The sequence below is a fragment of the Aliiglaciecola sp. SL4 genome, from assembly GCF_041538045.1.
Taxonomy (GTDB): domain Bacteria; phylum Pseudomonadota; class Gammaproteobacteria; order Enterobacterales; family Alteromonadaceae; genus Aliiglaciecola.
On record NZ_JBGOSE010000020.1, the window covers coordinates 28,210 to 50,559 of the forward strand.

18 protein-coding genes are annotated in these 22,350 nt (G+C 43.2%); 15 read left to right on the plus strand and 3 right to left on the minus strand.

The genetic code is table 11. The annotated features are described in order from the left end of the window. Positions 1-526: 526 nt before the first annotated feature. From AB6T38_RS18550 to AB6T38_RS18560, 3 genes are read right to left on the minus strand one after another with little or no spacing between them, the layout of a single operon-like run. Positions 527-2,125 (minus strand): hypothetical protein, encoded by a 1,599-nt coding sequence (locus tag AB6T38_RS18550; RefSeq protein WP_348489131.1) that lies wholly within the window; start codon positions 2,123-2,125, stop codon positions 527-529. Between the two features lie 37 nt (positions 2,126-2,162). Continuing rightward, complete coding sequence (locus AB6T38_RS18555; protein ID WP_372548717.1) at positions 2,163-4,631, minus strand: LamG domain-containing protein; 2,469 nt, start codon at positions 4,629-4,631, stop codon at positions 2,163-2,165. Positions 4,632-4,633: 2 nt separating this feature from the next. Beyond that, on the minus strand, positions 4,634-5,803 hold the full coding sequence (locus AB6T38_RS18560; RefSeq protein WP_372548718.1) for a hypothetical protein: 1,170 nt from the start codon (positions 5,801-5,803) through the stop codon (positions 4,634-4,636). A gap of 882 nt (positions 5,804-6,685) precedes the next feature. Between AB6T38_RS18560 and AB6T38_RS18565 the strand changes: the two genes are divergently transcribed. From AB6T38_RS18565 to AB6T38_RS18635, 15 genes are all read left to right on the plus strand, one after another. Further along, positions 6,686-9,418, plus strand: coding sequence for a hypothetical protein (locus tag AB6T38_RS18565; protein ID WP_372548719.1), 2,733 nt, complete (start codon positions 6,686-6,688; stop codon positions 9,416-9,418). A 12-nt stretch (positions 9,419-9,430) separates the two neighbouring features. Then, on the plus strand, positions 9,431-10,171 hold the full coding sequence (locus AB6T38_RS18570; RefSeq protein WP_372548720.1) for an SH3 domain-containing protein: 741 nt from the start codon (positions 9,431-9,433) through the stop codon (positions 10,169-10,171). A gap of 5 nt (positions 10,172-10,176) precedes the next feature. After that, positions 10,177-10,785: an outer membrane beta-barrel domain-containing protein gene (locus AB6T38_RS18575; protein ID WP_372548721.1), complete on the plus strand. Its 609-nt coding sequence runs from the start codon at positions 10,177-10,179 to the stop codon at positions 10,783-10,785. 37 nt (positions 10,786-10,822) lie between these two features. Continuing rightward, complete coding sequence (locus AB6T38_RS18580; protein WP_348489137.1) at positions 10,823-11,335, plus strand: TlpA disulfide reductase family protein; 513 nt, start codon at positions 10,823-10,825, stop codon at positions 11,333-11,335. Positions 11,336-11,388: 53 nt separating this feature from the next. Then, positions 11,389-11,634, plus strand: a complete 246-nt coding sequence (locus AB6T38_RS18585; RefSeq protein WP_372548722.1) for a DUF4266 domain-containing protein — start codon at positions 11,389-11,391, stop codon at positions 11,632-11,634. Between the two features lie 13 nt (positions 11,635-11,647). Next, positions 11,648-12,790: a DUF3570 domain-containing protein gene (locus AB6T38_RS18590; RefSeq protein ID WP_372548723.1), complete on the plus strand. Its 1,143-nt coding sequence runs from the start codon at positions 11,648-11,650 to the stop codon at positions 12,788-12,790. Between the two features lie 8 nt (positions 12,791-12,798). Then, positions 12,799-13,335: a hypothetical protein gene (locus AB6T38_RS18595; protein ID WP_372548724.1), complete on the plus strand. Its 537-nt coding sequence runs from the start codon at positions 12,799-12,801 to the stop codon at positions 13,333-13,335. Positions 13,336-13,353: 18 nt separating this feature from the next. Beyond that, positions 13,354-15,306 carry a tol-pal system YbgF family protein gene (locus AB6T38_RS18600; protein WP_372548725.1) on the plus strand — a complete coding sequence of 651 codons (1,953 nt, stop codon included), beginning with the start codon at positions 13,354-13,356 and terminating at the stop codon, positions 15,304-15,306. Continuing rightward, a complete protein-coding gene (locus AB6T38_RS18605) occupies positions 15,303-18,251 on the plus strand; it encodes a tetratricopeptide repeat protein (RefSeq protein WP_372548726.1) in 2,949 nt (982 codons plus the stop codon). Before AB6T38_RS18600 ends, AB6T38_RS18605 begins: the two co-directional genes overlap by 4 nt. Further along, entirely contained in the window at positions 18,238-19,041 is an 804-nt protein-coding gene (locus tag AB6T38_RS18610) for a tetratricopeptide repeat protein (protein ID WP_372548727.1), read from the plus strand. The genes AB6T38_RS18605 and AB6T38_RS18610 overlap by 14 nt, the downstream gene beginning before the upstream one ends. Beyond that, the gene (locus tag AB6T38_RS18615; protein WP_372548728.1) at positions 19,038-19,382 is read left to right on the plus strand and encodes a hypothetical protein; all 345 of its coding nucleotides are present in this window, start codon (positions 19,038-19,040) and stop codon (positions 19,380-19,382) included. Before AB6T38_RS18610 ends, AB6T38_RS18615 begins: the two co-directional genes overlap by 4 nt. 124 nt (positions 19,383-19,506) lie before the next feature. Continuing rightward, complete coding sequence (locus AB6T38_RS18620; protein WP_348489144.1) at positions 19,507-20,160, plus strand: MotA/TolQ/ExbB proton channel family protein; 654 nt, start codon at positions 19,507-19,509, stop codon at positions 20,158-20,160. Between the two features lie 6 nt (positions 20,161-20,166). Further along, entirely contained in the window at positions 20,167-20,706 is a 540-nt protein-coding gene (locus tag AB6T38_RS18625) for a biopolymer transporter ExbD (RefSeq protein ID WP_348489145.1), read from the plus strand. A gap of 13 nt (positions 20,707-20,719) precedes the next feature. Beyond that, positions 20,720-21,250: an ExbD/TolR family protein gene (locus tag AB6T38_RS18630; protein WP_372548729.1), complete on the plus strand. Its 531-nt coding sequence runs from the start codon at positions 20,720-20,722 to the stop codon at positions 21,248-21,250. After that, positions 21,247-22,251, plus strand: coding sequence for an AgmX/PglI C-terminal domain-containing protein (locus tag AB6T38_RS18635; protein WP_372548730.1), 1,005 nt, complete (start codon positions 21,247-21,249; stop codon positions 22,249-22,251). The genes AB6T38_RS18630 and AB6T38_RS18635 overlap by 4 nt, the downstream gene beginning before the upstream one ends. The last annotated feature ends 99 nt before the right edge of the window (positions 22,252-22,350 follow it).

Here is a 22,350-nt window from a genome sequence, read left to right on the forward strand (position 1 = left end):
TGTTCTTTAAAGCTAACAAAGCCGCTTCGTTTAGCGGCTTTTTTATTGGCTATTATTTGTCGTTTGGATTTAATTTGGTGGATGTTTTCCATGGCCTAAAGGCCACGCAACAACGGTGGTTGTACTCGGGTAGATTTTGTAGGTCGGGCTTTAGCCCGATGAACGATTCTCATGGCTAAAGGCCATGCTACAAGGGTGGTTGTGTTTGGGATGTTTTGTAGGTCGGGCTTTAGCCCGATGAACGATTCTCATGGCCTAAAGGCCACGCTACAAGGTTGGTTGTGTTTGGGTGGATTTTGTAGGTCGGGCTTTAGCCCGATGAACGATTCTCATGGCCTAAAGGCCATGCTACAAGGGTGGTTGTGTTTGGGCGGATTTTGTAGGTAGGGCTTTAGCCCGATGAACGGTTTCCATGGCCTGAAGGCCATGCTACAAGGTTGGTTGTGTTTGGGTGGATTTTGTAGGTAGGGCTTTAGCCCGATGAACGATTTTCATGGCCTAAAGGCCATGCTACAGGTTGCTTACATCAAGACATGGTGCCGGAGACAATGGGTTGGAAGGCGGTTAGGCTATCCATGAGCGTGCTATTTCCCAAGCCATTGGAGGGAAATAAACTGCTAAAGTTACCTTGTTCACCATGTAACGCCATGTAATTTAAGATAATGGTTTCTACCAGCAAGTTGACGTTGTTGGCAGCGGGTGTTGCTGCGGTTTCAACTGATGCGTCACTACGCATATAGCCTATTTGCTGATGTTGCGCTTGCTGTTCACTGGTTGCGCCCATGAGTTCTGGGGTGCCATTGGGGTTATACACTAAAAAGAAGGAGGCTGCGGTGGATGAATTATCACCAGTCCAAACCCCTTTACCTCTGCCATCCTCAGAATCGTCTATCATGCCGTTACTCGATACGGAACCGTCACTACAAACGTACATCATTAGCGGTACGCCAACGCGCGCGGCGTATTCAATGCAAGCCCCCATACAACGGCCAGCTCGCAGATCTCGGGTTTCCCCGACCATACGATTACCTGTATGGTAATCAAAACCACCCATAGTAATAGTGCCAGCTCCAGCAAAGCCGTTCATAACCAGTTTCATAACCGCTGCAGTTTTGCGAAACTCACCATCACTATCGAATTCTTGCTGACTAAAAATTCCCGATGGGCCCACAATATCCTCATCCAATTCAGGATCAAGAGCCGATGGATCGCCGAAGCGGTCGGTAATATCAGCACTTTTCACATAACCACAACGAACCAAGTCTTTTATCACATCATCAGTGGTAATCTGCGTATTCACTTTGCCTAACTTCATGTCACTAATACGTTGAATGGACTCCATAACGGCCACAGAGTCCTGTTGGCTTAATAGTCCAACTAAATCACCGGTATCGACTAAGCCAGTAACATCAGAAGGGCGGTCCACTTTGGTGGGCCGCTTTGCGGTATCTATCATCGACGCAGGAGACATACTATTGCCACCAGAATCAGAGTTTCGAGAACCGATTAAGGTTAACAGAGAACCATCCGCGCCTACTTTGTTAATACCGTACATAGGGTTGTGAGGATTATTCCCAGTGTCGTTTTCAGAACGTGCCGGAATGACCGCGCCGTTAACATTGGCACGGTTTGTTGGATTTACTTTTTCTAAGATACCCCGTAGATAAGCACTGTCAGCATGAAAGGCCAAGCCAAGCTCATTATTAATAAAATCACTTAAGCCAGAGGCGGGGTTCATAATCGAAGGTACCATATCACCGGGTAGACCTAATTTACTGTAGCCACCTGTGCTGAGGAAATCCATCTGTCCGCCGCGACCACCTACTAGCACATTGGAACCAGCGATGTTTGCACCGCCAGCAAGATCAAAACAAATAAATGGAATTTTTCCCGCCCCTTGGGTGGCAATACCACAATTGGCTTTTAACGCTTCTAAATCGCTGGATAAAGCCGCATTCGCCTGTTTAGGATTGGCAAACATACTAAACACTGAGCCTGCCATCACTGTGCCTAAACCTGCGGTAAATCCTTGGGAGATAAACTCACGACGGCTAACAGGTTTGGCGTGGTCATCATGCAGTAAAGGAGCATCGGTGGATAAATTGTCAAACTTAGTTTTCTTCATTTTATGTACCTAAAACTCGTTACTTATTGGATTCTATTTATTGAATGAGAAGGGCTGCGCTACCGATAGTGGCTGCACATGTGGCTTTAACGATCGTTTGTGTGTAAGTGGCGTCGCATACTTTATTGCCGCTACAGTTGGTCAGAGTATCGATTAAATTGTTTAATTCAGTACTCACTTGATCCCGTTGTGGCTGGGTGGCGATATTGCTGCCAATGGCTCTATCTAATAGTGGGGTAAGTATCAGATTACGATCTTGATCGATAAAGGCGCTGTCTGCCGATTGAGTGAAATCAAAGCCGCTAAAATAGTCAGTCCGCAAACTGCTGTTTTCCACCAACTGGTCGCAGTACTTAATGGCCATCTGGGTCACCGCCATTTGGTTCGAAGCTAAATAACTATCGATATTGGTGACACTTGGAAGTTGTTGTTTCAGTTTTTCGAATGCTGCTTTTACTGCGGCATTACTGGTTGGTACGCCGGTGACAACTGACATACTGGCATTGATTTCTGCAAAGTTGCGCACGCCAATTTCCGATTGAGGTGCTAAATCCACTGGCAATGCTGCTGCTGGTGGATCGGCCTCTATCACCACGTTAGTGGCACTGCCAAGTTGTTCAAAGGTTAAGAAAAACTCATCGGCTTCGGGGCTTTTTTCAATTGCCACTGTGGTGCCTAAGGAAGATAAGGGTTGACCTTCACCGGGGATATAATGGTTATCACTGATCAACAGATCTAGGTTTTGAAAAACCTGTCCTGAGGTGACTTCACGGCCATTAATGCCTATACGCATTCCTTGAATGGGAACCGATGAAATACTGGCGTTGTCGTCTAAGCTAATGAAAAAAGGTTCGGCAAAGAGGTAACTGTAACTATCAAACTGACTGACTTCGAGCACTACATAGCTTTGTGCAATATCGGTGTGTTCGCTCACATTAAACAATAAGAAAAACTTCTGACCGATACCGGCGGCAAAGTTCTGCGCGATTTGTTCAGCGCTTAAGGTGCGATTATGCACCGCCACCATACGAATTGAACCCGCCCATGGAATATCACCGGATACTTCATTTCCTAACACAAAGGCATAGGTGTCATTCCATTCGTTAAAATTGCCTATCTCTACCTCATCGGTTACCCCTGAATGCATACCATTTACGTAAATTTGACGGCCATTGATGGGATCATACGTCAGCACCACATGTTGCAAACTGGATTGCAGCAACTCATCGGCATCCGCTGTAGATAAGGCACTTTCTCCATTGGCATCGGTATTACTGGTTCTTAGTAGGTAATTATAATTGTAAAGTGTCTGACCTAGGGTGAAGTTGCGGGTTTGTGCACCACCAGAGTAACTAATAATACGTGCCGGCCCTTCTTGAGTAACGTTCGCTGGCACCACCCAGGCCTCAATTGACATTTCACCTGTGGCGGTTAGCAGTGTATGTAACTTTTTACTACTAGCTGTACTACCTTGAGCCTTACCATTTACCATTTGCAAGCCCCATCCACCAATCCATGAAACATCGCCACTGAGGGTTAAATCAATCGCCGGCTCCACACCACTGGTGTCAAAGGCCGTCGTGCCTGAGCCAGTTTTAAATTCCCATTTAGCTATCAGATCATTTTCAAATCGTCCGCCTCCTGTGGCTAGCGTGCCATCAAATAGGGTCAATGCTTGGCTGTTTACCAAATCAGGTGCTAATTCTGTGATGTCTATGCCATCAGCCATGGCTTGGATCGCTGTGGTTAACTCACTGGCATCACTGTTACAGTTGCTCCAACAGTTATGGAACTCATCTCTAAGTCGCCCAACAAAACGTGAGGACGCTGGGGTGTCTAAACTGATTCTGGCTTTCGAGGCCAAGTAAGCCTCATCAATATCACTAGATGCAAAATACGGGGATATGGGTATGCTAGCTGAATTGGTGTGGCAACTTGCACAGTAGCGTTCTAACAGCGGGTATACCGTGGAGGCAAACAAGCCACTGTCTTCAGGAAAGTTTTTGTTGGCGCCGGGGGACTTTAACGTCGGTGCTTCTAGTAGAATTTTCTTGGCTGTGACGTCGTTATTTGCCCAATTGGCGATCCACGTTGTCATTATATCTGCACAAGCCGAGGAGCTTGTTAACCAACAATTGTGACCGCCAGCTACTTTGGTGACCAAAGTCGAGGTTTCAGGCTCATCTAAATTTACCAGTGGATTGGTCGCGGCATAAGCAAGGTTAATATCATCCGCCCTTACAAATTCCGGAGATTGACCATTTTCAATGTGACACGCGCCGCAGCGTTCAGCGCTACTTATGTTGTCCCATAAATTGAGTTTGTATTGTTGTACATCGTCTGTATCTGCTGGAGGGCCAGAATACGAATCGCCAGGTTGTGATACTAAAGGTGGAGTCGGAGTTTCTTCTACTTTTGTCCCACTGCCACCGCAAGCAGTAAGGACGATGGTCAGTGAAAGACTAATACTGAGTTGCTGTAATCGGGAAGAGAATAAAATGCTCATTGCTAGCTCCCTTTACAGTAGTTGGCGGCATCTGCAAATACCTGTTTAATCTGGTATCCGCTGCCTTGGAAGTTGATCACCATAGCGTCGACTTGGCTCCAATCTGCACTGTCTTGAGGAGAGCGCAAGCAGACATTTTCAAATACTTTTGTGACTTGGCATTGAGAAAATTGGGTGCTGTGAGCAAGTTCTTGGCCCATACTTTTCGCACCATTTCCACCTCCTGGTAGACTTTCATCCCAGCCCAAGTTTTTGTTCAAGCCTGCGCGCCAATAGTTGTCCCATTTATCATCTTCAATCATAAAGCCATAGGGGAAATTATTACCGTTAATTTGATGTTTAGCGGTGACTCTAGAACCGGTTTGTGGATCAATTTGACCCTCTAGGTTGTAATGTAATTGACCATTTTCGCCATCGGGATCAGCATCACTATCATAATCGTATTCATAGTAGGCAAAAGCTTGTGCTAAGGGATCCATACCGGAATGACATCCAATGCAGGAGTTTAAAAATATCCGACTATCACCGCCGGGACTGCGGCTCACATCTTGGCGAATGCGATCTGGCACGCGACTAGTGTCTTTCACACCTTCCAAATCGGTACATAAATGATTGATTAAGGTAAATCGGAACATGGCGCGATTAGTTCCATCTTTAAAAAATGACTTTGCCGCCGCTCTGGTGGTCATCACGCCTGCCGTAGCATTATCGGGTAACCCTGTCATTGCAGTTTGTGTGGTGGCAACTAAGGCTTCACTGAGATCAATCTCTTGATCTTCTAGTGCTTGATAATGGGCGTTGTTATCGACTTCATAATCTGGAATGTCTAGGGTGTTATCACCCACGTAAAGAATGTTGCCACTTAAAATTAGCCGGAAGTCTACATCGTCCCTAGCCATGCCAATAACTGTGGCGGTGTAATCATTTAAAGGTGCAAAAACATCAGCTTCTTCGTTTGTCCATGGGGTGATCCAGTTTTTCAAGGTGACGTTATAGAAAGCCGGATTATCCATAGCTAAATAGGCCGCTTCTTGGGTTTCTCCTTGTTCAATGAGGTTGCTCATCTGTTCAAGGGTGCTTGAGGTTGCTGGCACGCCGGTTAAACGATCGTGCATTCGCTGAGCTTGTTCAGTGGGGCCGGCCATAGCACTCAAATGGCTGACGATAAACATTAAGGGCGCTAATATTATAAAGCGAGTCCTTTGAAGTTGAGGAAAAAAACGATACTTCCCCTTTTGTGATAGAACTGTTTCCAAGCTGGCACTCCTTAATACGATACACTTAAAAATAGTCGAATTTGCCAGCTAGGGTAAATATGACAGTCTACTAATGGGTGTTAATTTTAATACCCAAATACTTTTCAAAAACACAACCGCAAGGAAGGTGAAGGCTCTTACTAGGGTGTTTTAATTTAAATCAGCTTTGCGGACTCTTTTAATATAGCAAAGAGTATAAAACCAAGTTATTGATCTTAAATTAGATAGCAGTTTTTGGGCCAGTGCTGAAACTAAAGGCATATGGCGTAGTTGTTTGTTTATTGCGGGGGTTAAAAACAGAAATTTTGTATTCATCGGACTACACAAAAGTTTCTAGTAATTAAAGTAATCATATTGCTGTATGAAAAAGTAAAGTAAAAACAGTAAGGTAGCGCAACTTAAGCATGAGATAAATAGCGTGTTGAATCTGCGACACTAAGAATACAATTAGGTTGTTATCGGCTTTTTAACACTTTTTTGTGCCTTAATGTTAATCAATCTAATACAGCTAAGGTATTAAAAAGTATCACTATGCATCAATACTTAAATTGTTTTATTCATCACTTAATGAAACAATTTAGTCCATGGAATACCGTTGAATTGCAATTCAAACTAAATTGACAGACTGATGTATTGACGGGTATTAGCAAGTTGTCGTGAAGCAGAGACAGTTTAAACTTGATTGTTAACGATGGATAATTGATATCTTTTAGTTCTTAAGAGCTTAAGTAAAATAATTAACACTCTAATCCGGTTGTGAAGCGTGAGTTTCCAACTCGTTAAGGTTCAACGATATTTATGCCACGTAGTTTTAATCACATTACAACAGGATTGATCCGCAAAGCCGTATTTTTAACGGTTATGTGCGCATTTGTAAGTAGCTGTGGTTCCGATGACCTCTTGGTTACTTCTTCTCAAGAGCCTGATCCTGTGGTTCTCGATATCCCTATCGCGTATGTTAAACGGGCTTTACCTTTAGACGAAGATGGCTTGTTAATTACCGACGATTTAAGACAGCCGTTCGAGTTTTTACCTGGAGCCGCTTTGTACATTAAACCTCGGGCTTCCGCCAGTGTTGAAGAAACCAATATCACTGACCGCGCTTTTTATACCCCAGAACAAATTGAACAAGCCACAGAGCAAACTCCTTTAGGGGGATACGATGTAAAAGATGTGGATGTGTCTTATGACTCGGAACGTTTAATCTTTGCCATGCGCGCCCCAGAAATCGAAGATGCGGATGATGATGAGCAGCCCACTTGGAATATTTGGGAATATAATCGAATTACCGATGAATTACGCCGAGTCATCAGTTCTGATATTCAAGCCGAAGAAGGTCAGGATACCGGACCAACCTATTTGCCCGATGGTCGAATTGTGTTTAGCTCAACTCGTCAGGCGGGTAATCAAGCTATTTTATTAGACGAAGGCAAACCCCAATACCAAGGGTTAGATGAAGGCTTGGATGAATATGCATCAGTAATCCATGTGATGGATAGTGATGGTACTAACATACAACAAATATCCTTCAATCAGAGTCATGATTTAGATCCCGTAGTGCTCACCAATGGTAAAATTCTGTTTAGCCGTTGGGATCAGGCGGGTAACAACAACAGCATCAATCTTTATCAAATGAACAGTGACGGCTCTGGCTTAGAAATTTTATATGGCCGACACAGTCATGTCAGTGAACGCTCAGATCAACTTTTGCAGTTTGTTAAAGTTCGCGAATTACAGGATGGCAACATTTTAAGCGCCATCCGTCCCTTTGATAGCGACGCCATAGGCGGGGACTTTGTTAGCATTGATTACCTAAATTACATCGATAATAGTCAAGGAATCGCGTCCCAGTCTAGTTTGTCTGGTCCAGCTCAAACCCCAGCATTATTTGATAATATTGTGATTGACGGCAGCCTCTCATTAGGCGGGCGTTTTGCCTCGGTTTACCCCCTTTGGGATGGTAGTGAGCGGGTTATTTTTAGTTGGAGTCAATGTCGCGTTTATGATCCTGAACAAGAAGTGGTTGTCGGTGAGTCGGTTGAACGGAAAATTTTACCTTGTGATGACAGTCATCTAGATAATCCCGATATTGAAGAAGCACCGCTGTTGTTTGGTCTGTGGATGTATGACGGTATTGAAAATACTCAGCTACCCATAGGTGTGCCCGTTGAAGGTGAAATGTACACTGAAGCTGTGGCAATGGGAGAACGTGCCTATCCGGCCAGTGCACAAATTGCAGATGAATATGAACAGGCATTAGCCGATGAAAATTTAGCAAAAGTACACATTCGTAGTGTCTATGATTTTGCTGGCGTTGATACCTCTGCCCAAGGTATTGCTGCCATGGCAGACCCGACGCAAACGCCAGTATTAGCGCGTCCAGTACAGTTTTTAAGGGTAGTTAAGTCGGTGTCGATTCCCGATGATGAAGTAAAAGATTTTAATGCTTCAGCTTTTGGTCGTAGCCGCACACAATTAATGCGCGAAATTATTGGTTATGTTCCTGTGCAGCCCGATGGTTCGGCGGTATTTGAAGTGCCAGCAAATTTACCTTTGGCACTGAGCCTAGTGGATATTGATGGCAAACGTGTTGGTGCCCGTCATCAAAACTGGTTACAGTTTGCCCCAGGTGAGGTTAAAACTTGTAATGGTTGCCATACCCAGCAAAGTACATTACCCCATGGTCGTTTGAGTGCCGAAGCGGCATCCATTAATTTTGGTGCAACTGCAACCGGAGTACCTTTTCCGAACACCAATCCGGTATTATTTGCCGATTTAGGCGAAACCATGGCGCAAACCGCCGCGCGGATTAATGGCGTAGACTATCCTCAGCCCGACCTTGAATTTAATGATATTTGGACTGACCCTGCCATCGCGACCCCTGCCGATTCATTTACTTATTCCTATGCTGATTTATCTTCCCCTTTGCCAATTAGCACAGCTTGTGCAACAAATTGGACGAGCCTTTGTCGGATTCAGATTAATTACCCTGAATCTATTCATCCTATTTTTGAGGTAACACGACAAGTGTTTGCCGATGATGGTCTGACGGTAATCGAAGATAATACCTGTGTGAGTTGTCACTCGCCAACAGATGAAGCTGAGATGTCTCGCGTACCCATTGCCCAGCTAGATTTGAGCGGCACAGCATCAACGGAGAACCCTGATTATCTGACTAGCTATCGAGAGCTGATGTTTGCTGATCTTGAGCAAGAGTTGCTCGAAGGAGCCATAGTCGATCGTTTGGTTCAAGTATTTGATGGTAATGGCGATCCTGTTTATGAACGAGATGAAGACGGCGAGTTAATTTTAGATGCCGAAGGTAACCCTATTCCCATCTACCAAACGGTGACAGTGGCCAATACTCTAAGCACCAATGGTGCGCGCAGTAGTACAGCCTTTTTCAGCTTATTTGAAGCTGGTGGCAGCCATCAAGGTTGGTTAACGCAATCTGAGCTGAAACTAATCGCTGAATGGCTGGATATTGGTGCGCAATACTATAATAATCCCTTTGCAGCTCCGGCAGATTAATAGATGGACAGTATGGCAAAGTGGATCGCCCTGATTGGGTTAGTGTTAATGTACAGTACGGCAAATGCCGAAACGCAATTTCCTGAAGTTCAGGTAGTTGAACCTTATATCGATATGCGAACAGGACCTGCGGTTGGCTATCCCATTTTTCACGTGGCTGAAAAAGGTGAATGGATAAGTATTCTTAAACGTCGCACAAGTTGGTTTAAGGTTCGCACCGAAAAAGGCAAAGAAGGTTGGGTGTCACTGGATCATCTCAGACTAACCGTCAGCAGTGCAGGTGAGCCTGTACAGATTGAAGATGGCAGTTTTAGTAGTTACCAAAATCGTGACTTTGAATTAGGTGCCAGCGGCGGCTCGTTAGAAGGGGTGCCATCCTTAAGTATCTATGGTGCTTGGGTGGTAACCGAAAATCTTGCGGCCGAAGTCAGTTACAGTCAAGCACTAGGTGACTTTTCTGAAAACCAATTTGGATTGCTAAGTGTGACTCATACCACTTTTCCTGAGTGGCGATTATCACCGTATTTTCGTCTTGGGTTTGGACAGATAAAAACTAAACCGCGAGCGAATTTAGTGCAATCTGGTGAAGAAACGCGAACCAACGATTTATTGGTGGGGGGAATTGGTGTGCGCTATTACCTAGCACAGAATTTTGTGGTGAAATTTGAATATCAAAACTTACTTGCGCTAACCGAGCGTGATGAAAATGAGGAGCTTGAAGAGTGGAAACTCGGATTTGCAGTTTTTTTCTAGGAGCCATGTTAATTAGTGCAAGCAACTTAGCGTTTGCCCAAGCTGACAATAGAGCCTCAGTGCAAAATGTGATTGAGCCTGATCTAAAGCGTAGAGACATAAACGAGTCGAGCATTGATACCGAAGATTTCGAAATTGGGTTGTTTGCTGGGGTGATTAGTATTGAAGACTTTTCGTCTAGTTCATTAGTTGGTGCACAACTAACTTATCACATCAACGAAGATTTTTTTGTGGAAGCTAGTTACGGTCAAGCTACTGCTGGGGAAACAAGCTTTGAACTGCTCAGTGGCGGTGCGCCTTTTCTAACTGAGGACGAGCGTGAATATAGTTTTTATGACCTTTCGCTGGGTTATAACCTCAATGGCGAAGTATTCTTAAGTAGCGATTGGGTATTTAATTCAGCAACTTATTTTACATTAGGCGCAGGTAGTACAGAATTCGGCGGTGATAATCGTTTCACCGTCAGTGTAGGCGCAGGATATCGGTTGTTATTAACTGACTATTTTGCAGTACATGTGGGGGTAAAAGACCACATTTTTAATAGTGAAATTATTGGCGAAGAAAAAACCACGCACAACATCGAGTATGGACTCGGTGCTAGGTTTTTCTTTTGAGCCTAATAAATAACAGAATATTTGACGGAGTATTGTCATGAATTCAAAACCTTTATCTAACTTTGTATTATTGTTTATCGCGGTAATGTCGTTAACCCTATTAACCGCCTTTACGGCCGGTGCTGCTGAGCTGCAATCAGCTCCAGATTTCACCTTAAAAAGTAACAGTGGTGAAAATTTACGGCTCGAAGAGCAGCAAGGGAATGTGGTTATCGTGAACTTTTGGGCTTCATGGTGTGCCCCTTGCCGAGAAGAATTGCCGCACTTTGATGCAATGCAAAAAGAATATGAAGATCTAGGGTTTACGGTTTTAGCAGTGAATGTCGACGAATATCCAGAAAAAGCCAATAACTTACTGAATGATATTCCCGTTAGCTTTCCAGTATTGTTTGATAATCTTGATAAAGTCAGCAAACTTTATGATGTAAGAGCTATGCCCACTACAGTCATTATTGACCGTGATGGCAACAAACGTTTAACCCATTATGGGTATAAAAGTGGCGATGAGGCTAAGTACAAAGAAGTCGTTAAAGCGCTACTTAGAGAGTAATTAATTACTGCAGCATATAGCTAATTTTAGAAAATAACTTAGAAGGATTGACGATGAAAAAACAACTGCTTAAATACAGCATGACTGGGTTAATCGTCACCTGCGTGTTGTTGGTCAGCGGCTGTGCAACGTCTATTGAACCATGGGTCAAACCCTATGAACGTGATAATTTGGCGGATCCTATTATGAGCGCAAATCGCAATCCTGTTTCCTCTAGTTATACCATGCACGCTTTCCAAGCGCGCGAAGGTGCTCGGGGCGCAGAAGGTGGTGCCGGTGGTGGTTGTGGATGCAACTAGAGTGAACATAGCTATGAACCCAACCAAGTTAGTTTTATTCACGCTTTTCCCGCTTCTGCTGGTGTTTTCATTTAACAGTACCTCAGCAGTGTTGCCTCAAGAGCGAGCAGATGTGATGTATCACTCTTACGAAGGGGATGGCATGTCTATTGATGGTCCATCGGTTTTGGTGCGCAAACAAATAGGCAATAAAGTATCTGTATCTGCAAACTATTATGTGGATACGATTTCTGGCGCGTCCATTGATGTATTAGCCACTGCCAGTGCTTATGAAGAAGAGCGTACAGAGCATAGTGTGGGAGTTGACTTCCTGCATAATAAGACGCTAATGAACCTTAATTTCACTAGTAGTTCTGAAAACGATTTTGAAGCACGTTCGATTCATTTTGGTATATCTCAGGACTTTTTCGGTGATCTTACTACTTTAAGTATGGGCTATTCGAAAGGGTGGGATGAGGTCGGTAAACGTGGTGATGAGAATTTTCTAGAGGAAGCTGAGCGTCAACAATTTCAGTTTGGCTTAACTCAAGTGCTAACCAAAAATATGATCCTTGGTATTAATTTTGAGAATATTTCCGATGAGGGCTACTTAAATAATCCCTATCGTTCCGTTCGTTATATTGATCCCACTGCCGATCGAGGATATCGTTTCGAAACCGAGGTTTATCCGAATACGCGTACGAGTAATGCGGCTGCCATTAATCTAAATTATTATTTACCTTACCGAGCGAGTATTTACGGGGAAGCGAGAATATTTTCAGATACTTGGGGAATTGATGCGAATACTTACAAACTCGGCTATATCCACACCTTTGGTGATAACTGGATCTTAGATCTGCGGATTAGGCAATACCAGCAAGGTAATGCTGATTTTTATCAAGATTTATTTTCTCGCAGCGCAGAATTTAACTTTCGTGCCCGCGATAAAGAAATGAGTTCTTTCAAAAATACCTCTATTGGACTGAGCGTGACCTATGAATACCGGTTTTCTCAAAGTTCATGGCTGGAAAAAGGGACATTAAATTACGAGTTAGATCATTTGCGTTTCCAGTATGATGATTTTAGAAATGTTTTGGCTGATGCCCCCGTTGGCGAAGAGCCGTTATTTGAATTTTCTGCCAATGTGACACGTTTGTATGTGTCATTTTGGTATTAGGCGACGAGATGATACCGATGAAATTACGCACTTTTATGCTAACAGTTTTGTTGTGCACCCTTGCCGGGAATACCAGCGCACAACAAGCTGACGGCAACGAACAACAAACAGTGGCAAAACAATTACAGCAATTGAGAAAAGAAGTTATTGCCCTTAATCGAGATCTATTTGTACTTGAAGAAGATTTACTTTTTCCCTCTAGCACTCAAGTAGTCGTCTACCTTTCGGTGGATGTGGGTACTTACTTTAAGTTGGATGCAGTAGAGCTGAAAATAGATGACCAAGTGGTTACTGAATACCTGTACACAGACCGTCAAGTTGATGCCCTTTATCGTGGCGGCGTACAGCGTCTACATATTGGCAATTTGGCTCAAGGGGAACATCAAATTAGTGCGTTTTTCATTGGGCTAGGGCCAGAGGGACGAGAATACAAACGAGCAACTAGCTTAACCTTTAGTAAAGACAGTGACGCTAAAGCGCTGGAATTAAATATCAATGACGCAACTGGCAAACAACAACCTGAGTTCGTAGTGGTAGAACTTTAGTGACTGGAATTTTGCCAAATGCGTAAAGGGTATTTAGTCCTACGAAATTCTTTGTTATCAGTTGGTACTTGGCTAATGCTAAGCAGCCCCGCTTTGTCGACACAAAAATGTGATACCGCTATAATCGACAAAGCCTATCAAGAAGTGTTGTATTTTTACTTTCAACAGGATTTTTACCAAGCTTTAACCCAATTTGAAATACTCCAACAAGCCTGTCCCAATTCGTTATCAAACATTAGCCAACCTGGAGTTGATCCTAACCTACTTAAAGGTGGCATTAGCTTAGCTTATGGTTTGGACGAGCAAGCTGCAGATATCTTTAATCGATTATTAAGTACAACAGCCCCGCTAAACACCCAAACCCAAGTCTGGTTCTTGTTAGGCAAAACCTTCTTTGACAAACAGCAATATCAAACTGCCGCCAATATTTTGAACAAAATCACAATTGATAACGCAGATGAGTATTTGCATACAAAAGACAAAGACCAATGGTTGTATATGCAGAGCCAACTGTTTAATTGGCAGACTACCCAATCTATTACCGCTGCGCGAGACAATAGCTATTGGTTAGGGGAGTTATCGGAAGACTCAGTTTATCGACAATATGTAATTTATAATCAAGGGTTACATCAATTGCAAAGCAATCAATATTCTACGGGCGTACAAACGTTAGAGCAGATTGGTTTATCTGATAAAAGTTTTTTAGACAGTTTTTTGGATAGCTGGTGGTCACCATTAGATCTTGTGGACCAATCAGAAAACGAGGCGCTGCGTGACCGTGCCAATCTAACCATTGGTTATGCACACCTTAAAAATCAACAAGCATTGGATGCATTAGAGGCATTTAATCGGGTTCGCCTAGATAGCTTAGACTCAGACTCCGCACTACTTGGTTATGGTTGGGCTGCAGCCCAAAGAGAAGAATATCAAATTGCTTTATCAGCTTGGCAACGCTTGCAACAACAGCCCCGTAGTAACGAATATGTGATGGAATCATATTTAGCCTCAGCTTATGCATTTGAACAGGCTTTTGCACCCACTCAGGCGTTAGAAAATTTACAGTTAGGATTAAAGCGATTTGCTTCAGAAAAACAATTGTTGCGTGCCAAACAACAGGAAATCAATGACCAGTATTTTATTCAGTTAGCCAAATTAAAAGACTGGTCAGAGCAAATACCTTCTCACTTATCATCGATCATGCTTAGTAGCGCGTTTCGAAATCAAATGGCATGGCTGGAAGAGAGTTTAACTCATCAAAAGCGCTTTGAACGTTGGCAACAGCAGCTGAATACCTTTAGTTTGATGTTAGATGAAAGGCAACAAGAAGCACAGTTAAGACAACAGACCCTGAAAAACAATGATTTATTATCTAAGCTGCAAGATTACCAATTATTACGGGATAAATTGCGGGCTAGGTTAGCTGCCTCAGCCGATGAGCCACGTATTTTAGCCGACCAGCAAGAACTGGACTGGCAATCTCGCTTAGAACGGGCGAAACAGCGACACAAAGACATCAGTGAAGCTTGGTTGAGCTTAAATAATAAACCATTGAAGCCCCTGTATGTGGCTCGTTTAAAACGTCTAGAGGGAATTATGCTGTGGAATGCCTCTGAATCTTATGCAAAAAGGCGTTGGCAAGCACAGAAACTGTTGAATGAGGTAGATGAGTTAATTGCGCAAACCACACAACAGCAAACACAACTCATGGAGCAATTGAACCAAACACCTGAATACCCAGTGCAACGACAACGTATTGCCGATCTTCAACAAAACCTTGAGTTGCAACAACAGCGTAATCAATCTTTACAGAGTCAACATTTAGCCAATTTAAATGAGCTGTTTGTGGAACAGATAGAACAACAAATTGCCCATCTGGATAGCTATGAATTACAGGCTAAGTTAGCGGTTGTTAGGCTAAACGATAAGGCGTATAGAAAAGCCGAAGCCGATCGACAGGGGGCAAAACAATGACCCGTCGTGTTGATTGCCGTTCACAGTTATTTTCAGTGTATTTGCTACGCTCTTTTATTCTGCTTTTTAGCTGCTTCTATTTAGCTGCCTGTGCGGGCCTGTTCGACGAACCGCCAGCATCCACCCCAGTGGAAAAGCGCAAAACACTGGGTGAGTTTTATTTCGAGCCGGTCTCGTTAAATCACGACCCCTTACCGGATCAAGGACTTGAGACGTTACGTGATGCCTATGTGAATTTACTTTCTATCGTTGATGATCAGGAAACCATTAAAATCGTTCAATATCGTTTAGCTGACTTAGAAGTGTTGTTAGCTGAGCAGCAACAGGAAGTTGGTACTGCCCCCGTAGACAGAGGCGTCTACGACTTAGCGATTGCTCAATACCAATCTATTTTAGAGCGCCATCCTGAACAAAAGGAAAATGCAGAAGTACTTTACCAGTTAGCCAAAGCCCATGATTTACAAGGTGAATCAGAACAAAGCTTGCAGGTTATTGATGAACTTTTGCATCAATATCCGAATACACTTTATTTAGCTGAGTTGCAGTTTAGACGGGGTGAAATTCTGTTTAATAATCAAGACTATGTTGGGGCGGTTCAGGCTTATCATATTGTACTTGAACAAGGTCCAAATACGGATTATTTCATGACCTCCGCTTACATGTTGGGGTGGAGTTATTTCAAACTGGATCTTTATGAAGATGCGTTATTTGCCTTTACTGAGCTACTTGATCAAAAACTACCGAACAGTGTAATCGACTCGCAGATGTTGAGACAGTTGAATGCCGAAGAGCAACTGGAAAGGTTGCCGGTGGGAGAAAAGCGCATAGTCAATGACAGTATCCGTATTATGGCCCTGCTGTTTTCTTACCAAGGGGCTGAACAAAGTTTAAAAGCTTTTTATGAGCAAGCGGGAGAGCGTCACTATGAGAATTTACTTTACGATCGTTTAGGCCAACAATTTTTAAACGAAGATCGCTTTCGAGATAGTGCCTTGGTGTATCGCGGCTTTACGGATGTTCACCCTGAACACAATCAAGCGCCAGTATTTGCAGTAAAACAAATTGATGCCTACATTCTGGGGGAGTTTCCCACTTTAGTACTGCCAGCAAAACAAGATTTTGTTGATCAATATGGGATTAACGGGCCTTTTTGGAAGCAATGGGGACAACTGATCCAAGAAGAGGTTAAACCTTTCCTAAAAAGCTATCTTCAAGAGCTGGCACAATATGAGCACAGCAAAGCCCAACTATTAACCAAGGCAGTTAATCAGCCCACGCCGGAACAGTTGGATAAGGTCGAGGACAATCGCCAAAAAGCACAAGCAGCTTATACTCAAGCGGCGAGTTTATATCGCGAGTTTATTGAAACCTTTCCCCATGATGACTTAACCCCGCAAATAACCTTTAACTTGGCGGAAAGTTTATTTGAAGCACAAAACTATCAACAAGCAATTATTGCTTACGAGCGATATGCTTACGAATACCTTAATGAACCTAAAGCTGCAGAAGCAGGTTATGCGGCGATTTTGGCATTTCGGGCACTGCGGGAAAGTCTAACGGATGAAACCTTGCAACAACAATGGCAGGATGAACAGCTTGCTAGCCAATACCAGTTTGTAAACCGCTTTGCTGACGATCCCAGAGCGGTTGATGTGCAATATGACAGCATGCAGCAATTATTTGACCTGCAGCGTTATTTGCCGGCAATTAGAAGTGCTGAAAATATTCTAGCTTGGCAGCCAGCAGTTAATGCCCAGCGTAAAATGGCCGGGCAACTCGTTATTGCTCATAGTGAGTTTGCTCTCCAGCAATATCAACAAGCTGAATTGAGCTATGAACAGATATTGGCGCAGTTAAATCAAAATGATCCCCGCTACAACGATATGCTCGAACGCTTAGCTGCAAGTATTTATAAACAAGCTGAAGCTAATTTAGCCAAACAATATGTCGCCTTGGCCATTGAGGACTTTTTACGGGTGATAGCTAAAGCTCCGGCAAGTAGCGCTAGAGTAAACGCTCAATATGATGCCGCCAGCTATTTAATGGAATTACAACAATGGTCAGAAGCTATTGGCTTACTTGAAGATTTTAGAGTGCGTTTTGCAACCCATCCGCTGGCTGAAAATATTCAAGATAAATTAATCTATGCCTATCAACAAAATCAGAACTGGTTGCCAGCGGCAGACGAGTTAAAACAGTTATGGCAAGCTAACCCAGATTCAGAAGAAGGTCGTGAAGCGCTGTATATTGCCGCTCAGTATTATCAAAAAGCTGATCAACGAGACGCGGCACTTGATACTTATCGAACCTATGCCCATCGTTATCCATTGCCATTTAATCAAGTCACTGAAGCACGTTTTCAAATGAGTGAATTTTATGCCCAAAGTAACGAGCAGAGTAAACGACGTTTTTGGCTGAAAAAGCTCATCCAAGGAGATGCACAAGCCAGTGATGATCGCACTGAGCGTTCACGCTATTTAGCGGCAATGGCATCCATGGTATTTGCCGAAGACAACGTGCAAGCCTTTAACCAGGTTAAATTATCTTTACCCCTAAATAAAAGCTTGAACAAAAAGCGTCAGGTGTTGGATAAGGCGTTGGCATCTTTGAATGCCACTTTGGATTATAAAATTGCCGAATTTAGTACAGTCGCTAATTTTAAAATTGGTGAAATATATGGCCAACTAGCACGGGATTTAATGGACTCAGAACGACCTAAGGGATTGTCTGAATTAGAGTTGGAGCAATACAATATTCTCCTTGAAGAACAAGCTTACCCATTCGAAGAACAAGCCATTAATATTCATGAAGCGAATATTCAGCGCACTTGGCAAGGTGTTTACGACCGTTGGGTAAAAGATAGCTTTGATGCCCTACGTAAGCTGTTGCCGGGTCGCTATAACAAACAAGAGCAGTTGTCGGAGGCCGCCAATGGAATATTCTAACCGTCAGTCAGCCAATGAGGGTGGCCGTTGGTCTGTTTTGTTGGTCCTCATGCTGTTTTTGTCCGGTTGTGCCAGCATGGATAGCTTGTTTAGCGCCCAATCAACAACGGATACCAGTTCACAGGATGTTGAGACTGAACAACAAGATAGCGGCATTGATGCCTCTCTTGAAGTGGTGCCATTGGATCCTATGCAGGCCAAGGTGTTAGCTTTAAGAGCAGCAACAAATTTATATCTATCAGGTTCCACACCAGTAAAAGCGTCAGTCAAATACCAGTTTGACCAAGCCCTTGCTGCTAAACAGGCAGGAAACCTTACGCTAGCCAAACAAATATTGGAAAAGTTAATTGACGATGAGCCTAAATTGTCCGGTCCTTGGGTGCAGCTCGGTGATCTCAACATGCTAGACTTTGCTGGCAGCCCAAATGGCGATCAAGAGCAAAAACAAGCCCATTTAGTAGCGGCTAAGGTAAATTATGAAAAGGCCATTAAGATAAATCAACATAACTACTTTGCCCACAATCGGTTAGCCAAAGTATTTCGAGAAATGGGCGATTTTGCCCAGGCTGAGCAACACTATCAATATGCGATTCAAAGTTATCCCGCCTATGACAATGCTTATTTAAACTTGGGAATATTGTATGATTTGTATTTAGGTAAAAAGCAGCAAGCTTTGGAAAACTATGAGCTTTATCAAGCATTGCAAGATAAGCCGAAAAGACAAGTTAGGGGATGGATTGCCGACCTAAAACGGCAGATAGCAAAGGTTCAAAATGGAGAGAATAAATGAAAATTGCAATCAGCCTGATAAGCTTTTCATTCATTAGTATTTTGAGTTCTGTTAGTGTGATGGCACAATCTGAGCAGCCGGTTTTGGATGCTGATCAAGCTACGCCAAAATCAACGCAAATTGTGACAGATGTAAATGGTAAAATACTGATCCAAGATACTATCCGCGGAAATAGGGAGCAACCACGAGTGTTATCAATTGTCCCTTGGCAACCTCCGCGAGATAAGGCATCCCTACCGAGCCCATTTGTAAAACGAATAGAGCAGGACTTTGTGCCCATCGATCGTGAAGAGTTTTCTCGTAAAGTGGAGCACTTTGAACGCGCCAGTGGCAAGAAATAAAAACTTAGCAGCTTAATTCCAAAGCAGATAAGTTATTAAATGTATTAACTGTGTGGATAATCCCATACGCTAAAAATTGACAGTAAAGCGTAGACTGTCGGTATTGCAAAATTAAGGTAAATTTATGGATATTATAGTTCGCTTCTTTCAAGAAGGTGGTTCCTTTATGTTTCCCATTGCTGTGGTTTTGGCATTGGGTATCGCTATCGCAGTAGAGCGCTACGTGTTTTTGAGCAACGCTAAAAAAACCAATCAAAAAGCGTTTAAATTAATCGAACCTATGTTGGAATCTGCTAACTACGAAGGCATTTTAACTTTCGGGAAATCTAACCGCGCGCCTATTAGCCGTATCATTGGAGCAGGTATCGCTAGAATGTCCTTGAGCCAACGTCGTGAAGATATTGAATACGCCATGGAAGAAGGGTTAATGGAGACAACACCCCGTTTGGAGAAGCGCACGGCTTATTTAGCAACCTTAGCAAACATATCTACTTTGTTAGGTTTGTTGGGTACCATTATTGGTTTGATAGCTGCGTTTTCAGCGGTTGCCACTGCGGATCCTTCCGAAAAGGCTAGTTTGCTTTCACAAAGTATTTCAGTGGCCATGAACACCACAGCATTTGGTTTGATTGCCGCTATTCCGTTGTTAGCTTGTCATTCCATATTACAAACCAAAACTACTGAGATTATTGATAGCATGGAAATGGCTGGGGTGAAGTGTTTAAACACTTTGATGGGACGCCAAGCCATTTCTAGTCGCTCTCGTGACACGGATTAATTTCAGATGTTAGGCAGAAAAAAACGTCTGCAAAAGCAGGATGCTGAATTAGATATCACCTCATTTATGAACTTGATGATCGTGTTAGTACCTGTGTTACTTATGATGATGGTATTTTCACGGATCACTGTGTTAGAGCTGACATTACCAGAGCTCGGTGAGGCATCTGAGCAAACTGATTTGGATGAAAAAGACAAACAGTTGGAAATTGTAGTGCGTCAATCCGGCCTCGAAGTGTTTTATCCCCAAGGTTACTTGGTTAAAGCGATTCCAAATATAGAACAAGAGTATGACTACGAAGCGTTGCAATATGTTCTAAAGCAAATTAAACAAACGCTTAAAAACCAACAATTAGAAAAAAATCAGGCCACTTTATTATTGGAACAAGATATACCTTACCAAGTCATTGTGGCGTTAATGGATACCACCCGATCTTATGACGAGGTGGTAGTGGCTTCTGTGGTACAGGCTGAACTCTTTCCGCAAATTTCACTGGGTGACGCGCCATTAGAAGACGTTTCTAACCCCACTGATCAAACCCCATAACAGAGGATAAGCGATGAAAAAATCAGTACGCGCCTCTCGTATGGAGAGACACCATAAACGCATGGCGCAAACCTCAAAACTCAGTTTAGTGTCTTTAATGGACATTTTTACTATTTTGGTGTTTTTCTTAATGTTTAATGCCTCAGATGTACAGGTTTTACAAACTGATAAAAGCGTTAAATTACCCGAGTCTAGTGCAGATACCGCGGCACAAGAGACTTTAATATTGTTGGTTAATGCTGAGCATATTTTATTACAAGGTCAAAAAATGGCGGACGTAGTAGAAGTGATGGCTCAGGCAGCAGATATTATTCCGGCGCTGGAAAAAGAATTAACTTATCAAAAGAACCGCACTAAAATCATCGCGGTTGAGTCGAATGAAGAAGAGGATCCTAACGAGATTGCGCGGGCAATTACGATAATGGGTGATCAAGCCATACCTTACAGTTTGCTTAAAAAAATAATGCAAACATGTGCGCAAGCTGGATATACCAATATCTCTTTGGCGGTTGAGCAACAATTACCTGCGCAGGGGGAGCAATGAGCACCCTAAGTCATAACCCGTTCAGAAGTCAGTTACCTTGGTCCTCCAGCGAACAAGAAAATAAACGTTTTAATAAACTCACCATCGCGATTTTAGCGGTAACCTTGGTGTTGGCGTTAATCGTCAAATTGCAGCAATTGCCAGAACAAACGCGAGAGGAAAAAGAGCGTGTTCCTCCCCAACTTACACGAATTATTGAAGCTCAAAAAGTTGAGCCGCCTAAACCCATAGAACCGCCAAAGCCTATTCCGGATGAGATCCCTGAAGTTAAGAAAGAACCAGAAAAAGTAAAACCTGAACCTCCAAAACCAGAAAAAAAGGCGGAAAAACCTCAGGAAAAACCCAAACCTAAAGTCGAGGTAGAAAAACCAACGGACGCCGAGTTAGCCAATCAAGCTAGGGAAAAAGCCAGTCAAAGTGGTTTGTTACAGTTTACCGATGATCTAAACAGTATGCGTGAGCAAGCCAATATTAATAATTTGGCAGATACTGAAATGATCCAAGGTGCAGGCAAAACCAACGAACAACAACGGGCTTTTGTGGGCAAAAAGGTTGCAGATAAAAGTGGTGGCTTAAATACCAGTGATTTATCCAGCGATGTGGGCGCGAGAGGCCAATTAGCCGGTCGCAAAACCACAGAGTTCGATGCTCCTAATGAAGGTTTAGCTTCCTTGGCCGCTAAAGAGTTGGTTACCGAAGATACTGTATTGGGAAGCCGAGATATTGAATCGATTCGTAAAGGTTTTGATGTCAGTAAAGGCGCTTTGTACACCATTTATCGTCGGGCCCTACGAGATGATCCAAGCTTGCAAGGTAAAATTACAGTCAACTTGGAAATTGCGCCAGACGGATCTGTTAGCAAAGTGAAGTTGGTATCCAGTGAATTGGATTTTCCAGAGCTGGAAGAAAAGCTACTGAATCGGATTCGTTTGATTAACTTCGGCGCCGATCAAGTCACCGCCACCATTTTGGATTATTCCCTCGATTTCTTCCCGTTCTAATACATCCCATGTAGCACGGGCTTTAGCCCGTGGGAAATAGCCTAAGGCAAATAACCACGGCATAAATGCCGTGCTACAGGTTTTATCACCCATGGAAAA